This window comes from Diplocloster modestus (assembly GCF_019042245.1).
Taxonomy (GTDB): Bacteria; Bacillota; Clostridia; order Lachnospirales; family Lachnospiraceae; genus Diplocloster; species Diplocloster modestus.
In genome coordinates, this window is sequence record NZ_JAHQCX010000018.1 from 38,117 (window position 1) to 51,945 (window position 13,829).

At 51.2% G+C, this 13,829-nt stretch carries 11 protein-coding genes; 5 read left to right on the forward strand and 6 right to left on the reverse strand.

Features of this window, described 5'->3' with window-relative positions; genetic code table 11:
• The first annotated feature begins 176 nt into the window (after positions 1–176).
• Positions 177–1,946 (forward strand): DUF885 domain-containing protein, encoded by a 1,770-nt coding sequence (locus tag KTH90_RS20175; protein WP_158351283.1) that lies wholly within the window; start codon positions 177–179, stop codon positions 1,944–1,946.
• On the opposite strand, the gene KTH90_RS20180 is transcribed toward KTH90_RS20175, so the two are convergent.
• The 4 genes from KTH90_RS20180 to KTH90_RS20195 form a co-directional block, all read right to left on the reverse strand.
• Positions 1,920–2,354 (reverse strand): MarR family winged helix-turn-helix transcriptional regulator, encoded by a 435-nt coding sequence (locus KTH90_RS20180; protein WP_330656124.1) that lies wholly within the window; start codon positions 2,352–2,354, stop codon positions 1,920–1,922. The two genes, KTH90_RS20175 and KTH90_RS20180, sit on opposite strands and share 27 nt — an antisense overlap.
• 125 nt (positions 2,355–2,479) lie before the next feature.
• Positions 2,480–3,568, reverse strand: coding sequence for a sensor histidine kinase (locus tag KTH90_RS20185; RefSeq protein WP_238727366.1), 1,089 nt, complete (start codon positions 3,566–3,568; stop codon positions 2,480–2,482).
• 4 nt (positions 3,569–3,572) lie between these two features.
• On the reverse strand, positions 3,573–5,156 hold the full coding sequence (locus KTH90_RS20190; protein ID WP_238727367.1) for a response regulator transcription factor: 1,584 nt from the start codon (positions 5,154–5,156) through the stop codon (positions 3,573–3,575).
• Between the two features lie 15 nt (positions 5,157–5,171).
• A complete protein-coding gene (locus KTH90_RS20195) occupies positions 5,172–5,888 on the reverse strand; it encodes an ATP-binding cassette domain-containing protein (protein ID WP_238727368.1) in 717 nt (238 codons plus the stop codon).
• Between the two features lie 255 nt (positions 5,889–6,143).
• On the opposite strand from KTH90_RS20195, the gene KTH90_RS20200 reads away from it, so the two are divergent.
• The 4 genes from KTH90_RS20200 to KTH90_RS20215 all read left to right on the forward strand — a co-directional run bounded on the left by KTH90_RS20200 (position 6,144) and on the right by KTH90_RS20215 (position 11,963).
• Positions 6,144–7,673 (forward strand): sugar ABC transporter ATP-binding protein, encoded by a 1,530-nt coding sequence (locus tag KTH90_RS20200; RefSeq protein ID WP_238727369.1) that lies wholly within the window; start codon positions 6,144–6,146, stop codon positions 7,671–7,673.
• A 4-nt stretch (positions 7,674–7,677) separates the two neighbouring features.
• Positions 7,678–8,637, forward strand: coding sequence for an ABC transporter permease (locus KTH90_RS20205; protein ID WP_158351289.1), 960 nt, complete (start codon positions 7,678–7,680; stop codon positions 8,635–8,637).
• 79 nt (positions 8,638–8,716) lie between these two features.
• Entirely contained in the window at positions 8,717–9,805 is a 1,089-nt protein-coding gene (locus KTH90_RS20210; RefSeq protein ID WP_238727370.1) for a sugar ABC transporter substrate-binding protein, read from the forward strand.
• Between the two features lie 100 nt (positions 9,806–9,905).
• Positions 9,906–11,963, forward strand: coding sequence for a glycoside hydrolase family 20 zincin-like fold domain-containing protein (locus KTH90_RS20215; RefSeq protein WP_238727371.1), 2,058 nt, complete (start codon positions 9,906–9,908; stop codon positions 11,961–11,963).
• Between the two features lie 188 nt (positions 11,964–12,151).
• Here KTH90_RS20215 and metF read toward each other — a convergent pair whose 3' ends face one another.
• Together metF and KTH90_RS20225 are read right to left on the reverse strand one after the other, a co-directional pair.
• Positions 12,152–13,012, reverse strand: a complete 861-nt coding sequence (gene metF, locus KTH90_RS20220; protein ID WP_158351292.1) for a methylenetetrahydrofolate reductase [NAD(P)H] — start codon at positions 13,010–13,012, stop codon at positions 12,152–12,154.
• A gap of 170 nt (positions 13,013–13,182) precedes the next feature.
• Positions 13,183–13,707 (reverse strand): nucleoside recognition domain-containing protein, encoded by a 525-nt coding sequence (locus KTH90_RS20225; RefSeq protein ID WP_158351293.1) that lies wholly within the window; start codon positions 13,705–13,707, stop codon positions 13,183–13,185.
• Positions 13,708–13,829: the final 122 nt, after the last annotated feature.

The following is a 13,829-nucleotide window of genomic DNA, read 5'->3' on the forward strand; positions in this document are numbered from 1 at the left end:
CCTCTCTGCGTTTTCGTACATGTTTAATATAGTTCAGCCTAGCACACCGCTACCAGGTTGTCAAGGAGTCAATCCTCCAAGGTTCTCCCCGGTCCATAGCAAACCACCCAGTAACCGGCATACTTTCATATTTCCCTCATAGAATATTATGAAATCATATGTGAACGGCAGACAGTATGAAAAAATATCTTACACGGGTTCTGGCCCTCCTACTTACTGCAGCCCTTCTGCTTCCCGCTGGCGGCTGCAATTCTACCTCTCCAAAAAATACCCTTAAAAATAATTATACGTCTTTTCAGGAATATACGCATGATGTGTTTGTAAATGAGATTTCCAGTAATACGCTGAATCTGCACTATACACTGGCCGATCCGGCTGCGTATGGGATTACGGACCCGAAAATAACACTTGGTGATTTCAGTAAGGAATCTATGCAGGCCGCCGTCATGAGTATGGAGAATTATCAGGCTGTTCTGCATAGTTTTCCATATGAGGATCTGTCTTTGGAGGATCAGTTAACGTACGATATACTGGACAGCTACTTTACCACGGAACTTTCCTGCGCGGATCTATATCTGTATGGGGAGCCTTTAAGCCCTACGATAGGCACTCAGGCCCAGCTCCCTGTATTGTTTGCGGAGTATGAGTTCCGAAGCAGGCAGGATGTGGATAATTATCTGATGCTGCTGTCCCAGCTGGATGAATATTACGCCAGCCTGATGGATTTCGAAAAAGAAAAGGCCAAGGCGGGACTTTTTATGCCCTCTTATGCTGCGGAGGATGTGATTTCCCAGTGCAGGGAATATATTTCCGGGGAAGATGGTAATTTCTTACTGACCATATTCCCGGAAAAACTGGAGACTGTTCCGGATCTGGACAATGCCATGAAGCAGTCTTACATAGAGCAGAACGCTGCAATCGTAGAACAGGATGTCATCCCCGCTTATCAGGCAATTATCGGGGGGCTGGAAACGCTGGAGAAAAAATGTAAAAACGAATACGGACTCTGCCATTTTAAAAACGGCAAGAAATACTATGAATATATCGTCCGGTCGGATACCGGCTCGGCCCGGACGATTCCGCAGATTCAGGAAATGCTGGATGAACAGATGAAAGCCGATTTTCAATCCATGGCGGCCGTAATCGGACAGCATCCGGATATTCTGGATCAGCTGGACAGCTATGACGGGATTCAGACGGACCCCAATGAAATCCTTGTGGATCTTCAGAATAAAATGACACCGTTTTTCCCGACGCCGCCGTCGGTATCCTGTACGGTGAAATATGTGCATCCCTCTCTGGAGAAACACTTAAGCCCGGCATTTTACCTGACACCGGCCATTGATGATATGAGCTCTAATGTGATCTATATCAATCAGGGCAGCAAACCGGATAAACTGGATCTGTATACAACTTTGGCCCATGAGGGTTATCCGGGGCATTTATATCAGACGGTTTATTCGAATTCCACCTCGCCGGACTGTGTCCGCAGCCTGCTGAATTTCCCGGGATATGTGGAAGGCTGGGCTACTTATGTGGAAATGATTTCCTATGGGTTCGCGGACATCGACCGGGCGCTGGCGAAGCTGCTGCAGTCGAATCAGTCGGTTACCCTGAATCTCTATGCCCATCTGGATATCGGCATTCACTATGACGGCTGGACGCCCGATGACGCCGCGGCCTATCTGAATGACTACGGCATCTCAAACCCTGATGTGGTAAGCGAGATTTATCACGCCATCGTGGAGGCTCCCGGTAACTATTTAAAGTATTATGTGGGATGTCTGGAATTTATGGATCTTAGGAAACAGGCCCAGGATTACCTGGGAGATCAGTTTAAGCTGAAAGATTTTCATGAATTTCTATTAAAATGCGGACCCGCGCCGTTTGATATCGTGGAGAAATATATGATCCCCTGGCTAGAGTCCGTAAAAAAACCCTCTTAAATTTTGAAGCGCCTTTACCAGCACTTCCGTCTCTTGTTCATTGAGGCCTTCCAATACCCTTAGTATCATGGCATCATGGAATTTCTTATGGTGGAGGAAGGCCCTCTTTCCTTTTTCAGAAAGTGAGAGCAGCACGACCCTGCGGTCCTCTTCGCTGCGCTCCCGGCTCACATATCCCTTCTTCACAAGGCTGTTGATCGCGATGGTCAGCGTGCCCACCGTGACGGACAGTGATTTGGCCACTGTGGACATGCTTTTACAGCCATCTTCTCCGATGGCATCGATAATGTGCATGTCATTATTACTGATATTTTTGAACTCATCCGTTATGATCGCTTTCTGCTCCAGATCCATAATATCTCGAAACAGATTCACAAGGACATCGTTCAGTGTCTGGTACGTATCCACAGCGCGGTCTCCCTTCCCGGAACTTATCCACATTATACATCGTAATTTGGGACATGTCCAGATCGGTTTGGGACATGTCCATTTCAGTTTGGGACATGTTCATTCCGGTTTGGGACATGTCCATTTTATGAATTGTATTCCGGGTTTACACTGATCATCGGAAGTACGATTTCGCATTGGGTTCCCACACCGTAAGTGCTGTACAGCCGGACGCCATATGCTTCTCCGAATGTGATACGGATACGCTCATTCACATTCAGGAGGGCACACCGGTTTCCTGACGTTTTCTTTGGAGAGCCATCCAGCAATTTTTTATCCGAGACGAGCAATGCGTTGTTAATCCGTTCCAGCTGGGCAGCTTCTATCCCTATTCCATCGTCTTCTACCGTAATGATCAGGCGGCTTCGGGAGGCGCGGAGTTTTATCCGTACCATTCCAGGACCGGTTTTCGGCTCCAGCCCGTGAGCGATGGCATTCTCCACCAGAGGCTGCAGGGTAAGCCTGGGGAGATAGCAGGAGCGCAGATCTGAATTCTGCTCTTCAAAATCCGTAGCCAAGCGGAACCGGTTGTGGAACCGGAACTGCTGGATAGAAAAATAGTTGACCACATGCTGCAGCTCTTCCTGCACCGTAACCAGATTATCAGGCGCGTCTATACAGTAGCGGAAGATGGAGGCCAGGGCCTTCGCAATGTCGGCAATGGGTTTGGAGCCGTCCACGAGAGCCTGTCCGCGGATGGAGTCAATGGTATTATAGAGAAAATGCGGGTTGATCTGGCTCTGCAGCGCATTGAGTTCCGCCCTCTTCTTCAGAAGTTTACTGTTGTACTCGTTGTTGATGATCTGCCGGACGGATAAGAGAACGGAATTAAATTCACCCGCCATGCCGCTTAGCTCCGTGATCCCCTCTTCCGATAGGAGATGATCAAAATCCCCGTCCGTGATCTGATGGAGGGCCGCATTTAGGCGGCGTGTGGGCAGATAGACGGCAAAAATATAAAACCCCAGCACCAGTAAGCAGAGGCCGCAGAACAATACCGCAAGCAGCTTCAGGGGCAGTACGGGCAGGGAATCCGGCCGGAATACAGCGTACAGCACAACAGCCGCACTTCCCCCCACCAGAAAAAGCATGAGGGCCAGCAGCAGTACACTGTTGATATGAAGACGAACAGGTCTTTGTCCGGAATAGGTCTGTGTTCTGGTTTTCTTTTTCATAGAATCACCTGCCGGATTTCTTACGGTAGGCCGAGGGAGTCATGCCCACCAGCTTCTGGAAGGTCTTACTGAAATGGCGCATATCGCCAAAGCCCACAGCCTCAGCCACACCCGCAATGGTCTGCTGGGTATCCGTCAGGTAGGTCTTGGCCATGTTGATCCGATATGCGGCCACGTACTCTGAAAAACTGGTACCCGTGTCCCGCTTGAATATGTAACCAATATAGGAGGGAGTCCGGTAGAGCTGGTTCGCCACGTCTATCAGACGAATATTTTCCTGATAATGCCGGGACACATACCGCTTCATCTGAGCTGAAATATTCGTCTCATCACGGGCATGCTCCTGGTAATAAGCGCGAAGAGGAAGAACAAACAATTCCCGCATCGAGCGTTTCATCTGCTGGATCGTGTCACACTCCTCCATACGCTCCAGATATTCCCGGGCCGTCAGCAGTCCGATCTGGGAGCCAATACACATCTGGGCTGCCGTGTGGCAGTACAGCTTGCTGATTTGTTCCAGCATGGAAAAAAGATCACTGCTCTTCCCGGAGATCTGCAGCATCTGGTCTGTGATATCGTTCAGATTCTGTTCCAGTTCCTCAGTTTCAAAGGTTTCCATAAGTGTCGTAAGCTGCAGCTCCCTGCGGACAGAAAGACGGTTGTGCGGGTTGTCATGGCCGGATTTCGGTTTGCTCCAGATATACAGGCGGCCCCACCCGTCATTCAAACGATTGCGCAAAAGACAAAAAGCCACCTCATAAGATTGGTGAAGCAGGGGCCAGCTATTGGAGACAGGTCCCAGGGCAGCCGTGAGCTGGATGCCGGCAGGTCTGCACAGACTACCCTGGCACCGGAAGAGCTCCTTTGCCAGACGGGTATAGTCCTCCGAAGGCGTGAACGCAGTATTGATCATCAGAATCAGGCGGCGGCCGTCCTGCAAGGCATAGCTGTCATAAGCGCAGTCCCTCAGCAGGCGGAGGGAAGCGTCAGTGATCTGCTGCAGAAGAACTGGTTTTGGGATCCGCTCCATATGGGTAATCATGACGAAAAAGTGGCCGTCCCGGAAATGGCAGTCATATTTTTGATTGATTCCCTCCAGCGAGAGAGCATAATTTTCCTCGTCCCCGGATCGGACCGTCCTGAGAAGAAATTCCATGCGCATCTCTTCCTGCCGGCTTTGTGCCTGTGACGCCGTCTGCCGGATGATCTGCTGGCTGCTGATCCGCTCCACTGCGCTTTGCAGCGCCTGGCGGAGTTCTTCTTCCTCAAGAGGCTTCAGTACGAAGCTGACAGCATTGTACTTCATAGCGGCCTGGGCATAGGCAAAACTGTCATATCCGCTCAAGATAATGAACTCCACCTTCAGATCGGTCAGCCGGACCTTCTCCATCAGCTCGATTCCGCTAAGTCCCGGCATCCGGATGTCGGTGATGACGATATCCGGCCGCAGGCGCAGAATCTTCTCATAGGCCTCGCCGCCGTCTTCCGCCTCTCCCGCCAGCTCCAGGTTCATACCGGTCCAGTCGATGCTGTTGCGTACCAGGGCTGTTACCCAGAATTCATCGTCTGCAATCAGTATCTTATACATCGTAAGCACCTCCTGTCAGATCAAAAGCATGGCAAGCATCTTGTCATAGGAATAATCATTTTTCTCCATACATCGGACCGTGGTCCCATTCTTGACCAGCGTAGCCCTGTCCGTGTAGCGTACCAGCTCTTCGATGCGGTGCACCATACAGACGACGGAAAGGCCCTTGTATTTCAGGCAGGATAAGACCTTCTGGAAAGCAATGGCGTCCTGTTCATTTAAGGATGAGGTAATCTCATCCAGAATGAACAGCTTAGCCCCGGCGATGATGGCGCCTGTCATGGAAACCATGCAGCTTTGCAAATCCGTGAGATTGTCCGCACACTCCTGCAGAGGTATGGGGATATCAAAAAATTCCAGGTACTGCAGCGCCTGCCTGGCAATCTGCCGGCGCCGGAACTGCCATCCAAACTGCCGGCGGGCGATGAGATAGATGTTCTCCAGCACGTTCATATTTCCCTGCAGATTCTTTCCGCTGGCGATGGCATACAGCCCTTTTTGCCTGGATTCCGCAAAGGACAGCCGACCCACGGGCTGATCACAGTAGTAGATCTGTCCCCGCTCCGGCTGCAGAGTTCCAGTACACAGACTGCACAGTGTGGAATGAGTGACGCCGTAATCACCGATGATGCCGTGAATCTCGCCCTCCTGTACGCTGAAATTGAAATTACTTAGCAGATTGCCATAAGTGTCGCTGAACTGGACGTGGTCCAGACGAAGTATCTCGTTCACAGTAACTCCCCCTCATTCCTCCCTTTCTAAATGCATCGTAACATAGATGCAAAAGTGTGTCAATTTTTTAGCAAACGGTCCTGATATCAGAAAAATAGCGTAATTTTTCGACAATTTCAGACAAACAAAAGTAAATGTCAGAAAGTCTTTGAATTTTCACACATAATTGAGAATTGGCGCAGTTGTTTGCATGGGTGGAAACCGATAAAATTTAAATAACACCTAAGTAAACGAAAAAGGGAAGGTGGTGTGAAGGTGGATCAAACAAACAGAGGACAGATCGTGGTCGAGCTGCAGGATATCAGCAAACGCTTCGGCGGGACCGCAGCGCTCCAGCAGGTGAGTCTGACGTTGAAAAAAGGGGAGATTCTGGGCCTGATCGGTGAAAACGGCGCCGGGAAATCCACTCTGATGAACATTATGTCCGGAGCGCTTAAACCCGATACCGGTACTATCCTTTTAAACGGAAGAGCCTATTCCCATCTGACGCCGGCCCAGGCATCCCAGTATGGCGTCCAGATCGTACATCAGGAGCTGTCTCTTTTACCGGAAATGACGGTAGCGGAAAATATTTTTCTCGGAAAGGAGCTGCGGAAAGGGCCGGGGATTATCCGAAAGCAGGAGTGCCGGGAAGAAGCCCGGAAGATTCTCAAGCAGTTTGAGATTGACATTGACGTGAACCAAAAAGTGGCGGAGCTCTCCTCCGCGCAAAAGCAGCTGGTGGAGATCTGCAAAAGCCTGGCGGGAACCATCGAAGTGCTGATACTGGATGAGCCCACCTCATCCCTCACGGAACGAGAGATGATCTGTCTCAAACGGATTCTTCCCATGCTGCGGGAACAGGGAGCCGGGATTATTTTCATTTCCCATAAACTGGATGAGATCAAGGAGCTTTGCGACAGCATTGCGGTTCTTCGGGACGGCCAGCTGGTCCGCCGGGAGCTGACAGAGGACGTGACCATTGAACATATGGTTCAGTTCATGGTCGGCCGCGATATTCATGACGAATACAGCAGTCCGCAGTTTGAGGGCGACAGGAGGCTGGTACTGGAAGTCCGGGACCTTTGCAGCAGGCAGTACGGTGAGGTTGAGCTCAAAGGCCTGAATCTGAAGATCTATGCCGGAGAGATCGTAGGTATCTTTGGACTCATAGGCTCCGGACGCACAGAGATGATCCGTACTCTTCACGGCCTGCGCGCCATGCAGCAGGGAACGGTACTGGTGGGCGGAAAGCGGATGGGAAAGCTGACGCCCAAACGCATGATCTTAGAGGGAGTCGCCTGGGTAACGGAGGACCGGAGGCATGAGGGGGTCTGTCTGTCCATGTCGGTGAAAAACAATATCGGAATGCCTATATACGGGCAGGTAAGCAAACTGGGAGTCATAAACGGAAAACGGCTGAACGAGACGGTAGCGCGGTATATGGAGCATCTGGCGATCAAGACTTCAGGTGAAAATGCATGGGCCGAGACACTATCGGGCGGAAATCAGCAAAAGGTAGTGTTGGCAAAGTGGCTCGCTCTGGGGCCGCAGCTGCTGATTCTGGATGAGCCCACCCGGGGCATTGATGTGGGATCGAAGTCGGAGATCCATCGGTTGATCCGGGAACTGCGGGATGAAGGCATGGCGGTCCTGGCCATATCCTCCGAGATGCCGGAGCTCTTTTCCCTGGCGGATCGGATTCTGGTCATGCGAAATGGCAGCATTACCGGGGAAATCGTAAGGCAGGCGGGAGAAACCGTCTCGGAGGAAGCGGTTATGAAACTGGCTACGTTAGGAGTGTGAGAGTATGAGGAATGGAACCGGAATGAAAAGGCATTTTTCCATAAGCAATCATTTATTGAAATTCGGTGTTTTATATCTGCTGGTCCTGCTGATCGCCGCAGCGTCCGCGATGAGCAAACAGTTTCTGACGACCCAGAATGCCCTGAATGTTCTTCGTCAGGTCAGTCCTGTCATTATTCTGGCTCTGGGAGAAGGCATCGTGATCATTACCGCGGGAATCGATTTGTCCGTGGGCGCTCTGGTGGCCCTGTCCGGCATGGTGGCGGCCGGGGGAGTTTCCTTTTGGAACCTGCCCACCTTTGCCGCGGTGCTGCTGGCCGTCCTTTTCGGAATCGTATTCGGGCTGCTGAACGGGATTATCATCGCGAAGTTTAATATCTCCGCCATGATCGTGACCCTGGCTACCATGAATGCGGCCAGAGGAGCCGCCTATCTGTACAACGACGGGGCACAGATCATCGGACTTCCCGACAGCTTTACAGACATTGGGCGGGGGTATCTGGGTCCCATCCCCATTCCTGCCATTCTCATGATCGTTCTCGTTATCATTATAGTTTTACTGATGAACAAGACGGTTCTGGGGAAATATCTGTATGCCATCGGCGGAAACGAGGAGGTTGCCCGTCTGGCCGGCATCGGTGTGCTGAAAACCAAGATAACGGCCTACGCCCTCTGCAGTATGTTTGCCGCCCTTGCGGGGGTGATCTACGCGGCGCGGATGAATATGGGAGACCCGGCCATGGGCGAAGGGCTGGAGATGGACGCCATCGCTTCGGTTATCCTGGGCGGAATCAATCTCTATGGAGGGCAGGGGAGTATCCTGGGAGCGGTGATCGGAGCCATGTTCATAACCGTACTTGGCAACGCCCTGAATCTGAACGGAGTCAGTTCATTCTGGCAGTTAGTAGTCAAAGCGGTGGCGCTGATCGTCGCAGCTCTGATCTATACAAAGAAAAAAGTATGAGCCTATGCTCGCGGAAACAGAAGCTAATGTTCACAGAAATGAGAGCATGCTCGCAACCATGAAAGGAGGAATCTGTATTATGAAGAAGAAAACCTTATGTTCCCTGTTGGCGCTGATCCTGGTGCTCACCACGCTGGCCGGCTGCGGCTCAAAGGAAAAGACGCCGCAGGCGGAACCTGCCGGGGCAGAACCTGCGCAGGCGTCTGGCGAACCGGAAGAACCGGAGGCGACACCAGCGCCGGCTGCGGCTGCAGCTGACGACAACCCGATCATTGGCTTTGCCAATTATTCCACTATTTCTTATTTTATGGATATGGGAGCTGCCGCGCATAAGACGGCAGATGAGGCAGGCTGTGAATTCCATGAACTTTATCACGGCGGGGACGCTTCCGTTATGGTGGAACAGGTGGAGGATCTGATCGCCATGGGCTGTAAGATCCTGATTACGGAGGAAACAGACGATACCAGTATGGTAAAAACCTTCCAGGAACTAAAGGATAAGGGGATCATCATTGTCAGCTGTGACATCCGAACCAAAGAAGGGGTGGACTATTGGATCGCCTCCGACAATAAACAGATCGGCAGAACCTCCGGGGAAAATGCGGTGGCATACCTGACGGAAAAATACGGGGAGGCCAAGGGAACCATCGCGATCCTGTCCTCCAAGACGACGACCAGCATGATAGACCGTGCCGAGGGCTTCAAGGAAGTCCTAGCAGAGTATCCCGGCATTGAGATTGTTGACGAGCAGTTCCCCACGGATTTCAGCGCGGTGAACATGATGACGCTGACCGATGATATCCTGCAGGTATACGGGAAAGATACCCTGGATGTAATCTTCGCCTCAAACCAGACCCAGGTGGAGGGAGCCAATTCCGCCATCGTCACGGCTAAAAGGCAGGATGTGGCACTCTTCGGCGTAGACGATTCCGACGCGATCTATGAGGCCCTCAAAGATCCCAATTCCACACTGCAGAGTACTGTGGTGCAGGATCCCATCGCTATGGGCGTACAGGCGGTCACGGCAGGTCTGGCCTTGTACCGGGGGGAAACCTTCGAATCCGACACCTACAATCCGGACGTGGTGCTGGTGACGAGAGACAACGTAGCGGATTATATGAGCGAGAAGGCCGCACAGGTAGAAGCGCTGAAAGATTACTATAATTAACCGGGAAACAGCCCCAAATGGTTTGACGGGGACGGCGGATGCCGTCCCTTAAGCCAACCTTCTCATAAAAAGGCAGAGAAATAAAAACAGGAGGGATGCTATGCTGATACCAGAACCAAAACAAATACAAAACCTGGATGGTACATCCAAGGTTTTTCAAAGCATATGTCTGACCGGCTACAGGGAATATAACACAGAAGGACTTTTAAAACGCAAGCTTTGGGATCTTCCCGGCCTTTCCGTTGGAAATGGCTATGAAATCCAGATTACGTCCTTCGCCTCCATACCCGTAGAAGCGCCGGAGCGGCTGTTTCGGCTGCAGGGCTACCGGCTGCTGGTAGGCCGGGACAAGACGTACCTGCAGTGCGGCACGAGAGAGGGACTGGGACACGGCCTGTCTACTTTAAAACAGCTATTGATTCAGAAACCGGATGGCTATACCCTGAGCCTGTGCGAGATCACAGACTGGCCGCTCATAGAAAAACGCAGCCTGTCCAACTGCCTGACCTGGTATTCCGGATACGGGCGGATCGGATTTGACATGCAGCTGTTTGACTATGAGGAGTGGCTGGAGTATCTGAACGTCTGCGCGGACTTGAAAATCAACCAATTTAACTTATGCATCTATGGCTATTGGCCCTTTCACATGCCTGGTTATCCGGAGTCCGAATTCCGGGATGTACAGGTGCAGCTGTACAATGCGGAGGCGGACGCTTTCCTGTCCACCACCTTTACCCATCCGAACCTGGCGGATGAATTTCTCTCGAAGCTGATCGCGGATGCCCATGACCTGGGTGTAAAGGTATACGCTTATATGGGCCTGAACAGCTACTCCGGCGGTTATCCGTGCGTGCATAAGGAGAAACGGATGGTTCTGCCGGAAGGCTCCTCTTATATCAATGATTTTGACCGGATGTGCTTTTCCAGGGAGGAGAACATCCACTATATGAAGGACTGCATCCGCAGAGTAGTGCAGCTTGGATTTGACGGGATCGATTTTGAGGAAAGCGAAGAAGCGTCCTGGTTCTGCGACTGTGACGATTGCAAAAAAAACTTCCTGAAGAATGGCCAGACGCCGTCGGAGGCCATGTTCCAGGCCAGCTTTTCACTGTTTCAGGAAATCTATGCGCTGGTCAGGGAAGAGAACCCGGACTGTGTGATCGGAATCCGGGCTTTCCGCCAGAATCCGCTGATCAAGTCCGGGGAGGATATGGCACGGATCAAGGCGGCTATCCCTGAGGACGTAGTCTTCTTCTGGTCACCGGGCCTCTACGTTCCCAAAAGCGAATTTCTGAAATGGATCGACGCCTTCGGACCGGAACGCATCGTAGGCCGTGACACAGAATCCAACGGCATCTCCGCCTGCTTCGGCCGTCTGATCCGCACCTTCCGCAGCAACGGTCTGCGCTGTGACAGCGAGCCGCTGCAGCAGTACATCGAGGAGGACGTGCGGCAGCACAGGGAAGCCGCCGAGCTTATGGTGGGAGGTTCCAATGGATTTATGTTCGAGTGGTACGGTTTCTTCCTGCATTTGATGGTACACGCGAATTACCCCTGGGGCGGACAGATGGAGGAGGGCGCATTCTACCGGGCCTGCTGCGAGCATCTGTACGGAGAATACGCAGACCGGGTGCTCTTTGCTTTACAGCATATGCTGACCATACACGAGAGTCAGTTAAATATCTTCCCCCAGTACCTGCCCTTCGCCGCCCACAAGGTGGAATCCCAGGATGAGCCGGCAATCCGGGAAGCCATGGCGGTTACGGAAGACATCATCCGTGATCTGTCAGATCTGCTGGATCAGCTTAAAAAGGGCGGCGCCCGCAGGTCCAATGTCAACCACATTCAGAAGCTGCTGTGCGCAAACCGCAGAAACGCTGTGATTTACCGGATGGCGCTGGCGGACCTGAAACTGCTGATTGAAAAAGATCCCCAAAAACGGACCGCTCTTCTGGAAGAACTGAAGAAGTTAAATGAAGGAAACTTTGAAATAGTCAAACATCATTATTTTGATGTATGCCCTATGACCACCACCGGAATCAAGTCCTGTATGATACCTTACCATGAACTGAAGCGTGTGATCGGCAATCAGCTGCATCCGGAAGCCGCGGACGAGGAAATGATCTATCTAGGGGTGGAAGCTCTTGGATGGATGTAAAGACAACAAAAGGGGACATGTCCAAAATAGAGAGGGGACTGGCACATTCCGTCAGAAAAATAGGCTTACCAGGTAACAAATGGCGGAAGGGGCCTGTCCCCGGAAGTTGACTCGCGCAGACTAATAAGAGGACATAAAAAGTAAAAAGAGGACATGTCCCAAACCGAAATGGACATGTCCCCTTTCGACTATATCAAATTCCTGATCTCTGAACATATCCTCTTTGCCACTTTCGGATTATTCATGGTAAATATATGTATCCCATCCACATCATTAGATAACAGCTCCACGATCTGACTCACTGCATAGGCCATCCCCGCGTCAAAGAGGGCATCCCTCCTGTTTTCATACTTGCTCATGATCCGTCTGAACTTCGGGGGCAGAGACGCGCCGCACAGGGACACCATCCGCTCGATCTGGGCTTTATTGATAACCGGCATAATACCGGCCTCGATGGGGACATCGATCCCCGCGATCCGGGCCTTCTCCTGGAATCCATAGAAAAATTCATTGTCGAAGAACAATTGGGAAACCAGATGACTGACTCCCTCGTCGACCTTATGTTTTAAATTCCGTATATCCTGGATCTGGTTCTCCGCCTCCATATGCCCTTCCGGATAACAGGCGCCGCTGATATGGAATCCGCCGTATTCACGGATAAATGTTACCAGATCGCTTGCATACCGGAAATCCTGTTTTGGTTCTGCATCGGGGTTCCGGTCACCCCGCAGCGCGAGAATATTCTCAAGTCCCGCCTCCTTAAGCTCATCCAGAATCTCACAGATCTCCCGCTTCGTATAATTCAGGCAGGTCAGATGAACCAGCGGCTCCACATGATAATCCTTACGGATCTTCTTCGCCAGTTCCACCGTCCGGCTGCTGATCCCGCTGCCGCCGGCCCCGAATGTCACGCTGATAAAATCCGGCTCCAGCTCACATAACACTTTTAATGTATCGTCGATCTCTTCCAGTTCCCGGTTCCGCTTAGGCGGAAAGATCTCAAAAGAAAGCACCGGCTTCCCCGGCTGAAACATCTCCTCTATCCGCATATAATACATACTCCTTTGTCCAAAAATCCATTCTGCAGCTTACACGCGCCGCCCAAAACAGCCAACGCTGCTTCGTAAACCCCGCTTTTTTAATTGTACCAGATAACAATATAGGGCGAAAGACTTTCCTTATTATCTTTTCCAATTATTCCAATCATACTTAACCCTTCCTAAAGCATCCCGGCCAGTATAAGGCTCGCCGCCACCCCGGCAAAGGTCGCCACCAGCGCTCCGGCCAGCGTATATCTTGTCTTGGTCACTTTAGCCGTCATAAAGTATACACTCATGGTATAGAAGATCGTCTCGGTACAGCTCATCATAATCGAAGTGATCGTCCCCAGGACAGAATCCGGCCCGTACTGCTTGAAGATATCCAGTACCAGAGAAGTAGCCGCAGAGGAGGAAAACATCCGGACAATAATTAACGGCACCAGCTGCGACGGCAGATGGATTACATTTGTGAATCTCCCCAAAACATCGGCAATCATATCCAGGAACCCCGATGCCCTTAGAATACCTACCGCTACCATCAGCCCGATCAGCGTAGGCATGATCCGTATCACTGTCTTGAATCCGTCTTTTGCTCCTTTGACGAAATCATCATAGACGTTTTTTTTCATCAAAATCCCATGCCCGACTATGTAAAATATCATAAGCGGTATTATAAAATCAGAGATAAAGACCAGAAATTTCATTTGATTAAGTCCCTTGTTTCCATTGATATATTATATGAGCTTAAACATCGGTACATACCCACGGAATTGAAGTCTGAAATTGGCACCGGGCCTCCCTTTGGTTGCGGCAGCTCCGGGAATCT